The following is a 3,544-nucleotide window of genomic DNA, read 5'->3' on the forward strand; positions in this document are numbered from 1 at the left end:
CATGATTGGCGCTCTGATTATTGCAACCCTGCGCAACGGCTTCACCCTGCTGTCTATCGACTCCGCAGTACAGAACATGGTACTCGGTCTCGTTATCATCGGCGCCGTTCTGCTCGATGTCACCCGTGAGTCCATGGCTGTGAAGGCTCGCCGCAAGGAAGCAGCAGCTAAGGCTAAGTAACATAACAACCTATCTCTCATTCTTCTTACTCGATAAGGGTTCGCGGCACATGCCGCGAACCTTTGTTTGCTTTCAAAGAGATAGACAGTATGATATAATAATATATACAAAGACAGATGCAGACGGAGAAAGGTGGGAAGATTATGCATCTCAGCTTTCGAGCCAAAATCAGTTTGACAATCATCATTGTATCCATGGCGATTACCTGTGTGCTGTCCATGGTTTTTTATCAGCAGTCCGCGCAGACCGTGCAGGAGAATTACACGCAGGCACAGATGCAGCAGCTTACCGCGTGTGCCAAATTGTTTGATAATACCATGTTGGATGCCTATAGCGCCTGCGTCTATGCAGTCAATGATGAGAACCTTCGAGAAAAAATTCGGGAACAAGACATAGACGAAATCAGCAGAATTTTAGATGCCTATCGGAGTAAAAATCAAAATATCGACAGTATCAGCTGTTATCTGCCGAGCAGACAAACCGTCCTCAAGGTGAATACCAACGGCTTGACAGAATTTCAGGTGACAGACGAAATCACGCAGACCTTGCAGCAGCTGCTGCCGGAAAACAATGCCAATAAACTCTCTCCAGTATATGCCAGAGATGTGACATCGGTCACACAGGACAATTTGTTTTTTTATTCCAGAAAAGCAATCGCATTTGGCGGAGAAGAACTGGCGCAAATTACCGTTGGCGTCAATGAAAGAGAGATCTTTTTTCATTGCCTGCAGAGTGAAAGCGAGCAAAGCACCGAACGGTTTATTTTGGATGGCGACCGCATTTTATCCGCGGCGGATATTTACAGCTTGAATACACAGATCACATGGCCGGAGAGCGGAATGCTGGTGACAGATGTCGCGATGCCGACGACCGATTATCATATTGTGTCTATTGCCCAGCAGTCGCAAGTGACCGAGCCGCTGCGCACGGTGCGCAATCGCATTTTGTTGATTGCTGTTTTCCTCAATGTGGCATTTGCTGTTTTGATTTTCTTTGTGGTTCGCTATTTGATGCGGCCGATGGAAGAGCTGCGGAGCAGTATGCAGCTGGTCAGCGGCGGCGATCTCAAAGTGCGAGCGGTTGTCTATCAAGACGATGAAATCGGCCAGCTGTCACAGGGCTTTAACAGCATGATTGCACAGATTGAAGGACTGATTGAAGAGCTGGTTACGGAAAAGATGCTGAAGAAAGAAGCGGAAATCGAAGCACTTCAGTATCAAATTACGCCGCATTTTATGTATAATACATTGAATTCTATCAAATATGAGGCGATTTTACAGGGGTCTCAAAACACAGCGGATTTGCTCGAAGCATTTATTGAGCTGCTTCAGCTCAGTGCCAGTGACCGCGGCGCATTTATCACAGTCAAGCAGGAAATTCATATGGTGCAGAATTATGTCAAGCTCCAGCAGTTCCGCTATGCGGATTGCTTTCAAGTGACGTTTGACTTGCAGCTGGAAGCGGAAGCTTGCTATGTGCCGCGGCTTCTCATTCAGCCGCTAGTAGAAAATGCGATTTTGCACGGCATCGATCATCGCAAGCAAAACAATCAGATTGCCATCTCTGTACTATGTGATACGGGAGCCTTAGCGATTAAAGTAGAGGATCACGGAGAGGGCATGACACCGGAAGAAATTCAAAAGCTGCTAGACGGACAGCGCAAGAGCAAATTCAGCGGCATTGGCGTCAGCAATATTCGGGAACGACTGCGCTTGTATTATGGAAAGAATGCAGAGCTGCGATTCTATTCGGAAAAAGGAAACGGAACGACAGCTGTGATTTTGCTTCCTATTTCGTATGATGCGGAAGAGTATACGATATGAGGTGGCAATGTGAAAAAAAGATTGGTTTGTCTATTTTTAATGGTTTGTGTTTTGTTGACGGGATGTATGCCGCAGAAAAACAACACCATGGAAGAAAATCGAAAACGAGTCATTGTGATTTTAAAAGCAATGGATTCTATTCACTGGATGGAGGTGGCGGACGGCCTGCGTCAGGCGGCGAATGATAAAAATATTTCGCTGACCATTTTGTATCCGAAGCAGGAGAGCGATACGGACACGCAGCTGGATATGCTGCAAGATGCCATTGATTCGGAACCGGATGCGCTGGCTGTTGCCCCCTGCGATGCGGTAGCGGCGCAGGAATATATGGTGCACGCGAGAGAACAGGGAATCAAAACCATGTATATCGACGAAGAGGTCAATGCGCCGATTGGAATGCCGTATATTGGCTCAGACAACACCCTGATTGGACAGATGGCAGCAGAGACATTGCAAACGCAGATGCCGGCGAGATCCGGCGCGAAAGTCGCCGTGATTGCAGGAAGCCAAGAGCAGACGACACACAATCGGCGTGTGGAAGGCTTTGAAGCCTATATCCGCGATCATACCGATTTTGAATTGACGGAGATTTGTCGGGTAAATAACAGCAGCAGTGCTGGGGCGCGACAGGAGATGGAACGGCTTGCAGAGATGTATCCGGATTTGGACGCAGTATTTTGCACCAGTGCTATGATGACAATTGGTGCATTGCAGCAGAAAAAGCGCGATGGGCTGGACAATCTTCGCTTGGTCGGCGTGGATACGCAGAGCGATGCGCTGACGGCTGTACAGGACGGCGATATTTTGGCAATGGTCAGCCAAAACGGATATGAAATCGGCTATCGGACCATCGAGACGATGGTGGACGCCATGAATGGAAAGACAGTGAAAGAACACACGTATGTGGAAAATCGTGTGATTATTCAAACAAATGTCAAGAGCTTTTTATCAGAGTATTACAAAGAGGGAAGAGAATCATGATAAAGATTTTACTGGTAGATGATGATTTTCTGGTACGCACATTTTTATCTCGCCTGACCAATTGGACGGCACACGGCTATTCGCTGGTCGGCACAGCGCAGGACGGAGAGCAAGCACTGGAAATGGCGGAGGAGTACCAGCCGGACATTATCATCACCGATATTAGTATGCCGGTCATGGATGGTATTACCCTGATTCGGCGGCTGAAAAAAGAAAATAATCCGGCGAAAATTGTGGTGCTCAGCTGCCATGATGATTTTGAATATGTTCGAGAGGCAATGAAACTCGGCGCGGATGAATATGTTCTCAAAAATCTGCTGACAGAAGAAAGTATGCTCAAGCTGCTGTCTGAATTGGGAAAAAACATTGTGCAGCCGCTGCCGGGACAATATGACCCGGAACAAGAACGGGCAGACATTGTCCAGCAGCTCAAGGGCACGGCACAGCCGGATGAACAGAGTACGTTCCGCATTCGTGCGGCACTTGCGGTTCGCATCAAAGACTATGACAAGCGCGTGGCGATTCTTCCGATGGAACAGCAGGAACGCTTTCAGGCATC

The 3,544-nt window shown here is 47.9% G+C and carries 3 protein-coding genes and 1 pseudogene; all 4 read left to right on the plus strand.

Features of this window, described 5'->3' with window-relative positions; genetic code table 11:
* Nucleotides 1–181: pseudogene (locus ACR0P9_RS09270) on the plus strand (ABC transporter permease); the annotation flags it as partial.
* A gap of 143 nt (nt 182–324) precedes the next feature.
* Nucleotides 325–2,004, plus strand: a complete 1,680-nt coding sequence (locus ACR0P9_RS09275) for a sensor histidine kinase (protein ID WP_432619463.1) — start codon at nt 325–327, stop codon at nt 2,002–2,004.
* Nucleotides 2,005–2,013: 9 nt separating this feature from the next.
* The gene (locus ACR0P9_RS09280; RefSeq protein WP_432619465.1) at nt 2,014–2,985 is read left to right on the plus strand and encodes a substrate-binding domain-containing protein; all 972 of its coding nucleotides are present in this window, start codon (nt 2,014–2,016) and stop codon (nt 2,983–2,985) included.
* The coding region (locus ACR0P9_RS09285; protein WP_432619467.1) for a response regulator at nt 2,982–3,544 on the plus strand (563 nt) is incomplete at its 3' end. The genes ACR0P9_RS09280 and ACR0P9_RS09285, both read left to right, overlap by 4 nt.

This window comes from Butyricicoccus sp. (assembly GCF_050872565.1).
Taxonomy (GTDB): Bacteria; Bacillota; Clostridia; order Oscillospirales; family Butyricicoccaceae; genus Butyricicoccus_A.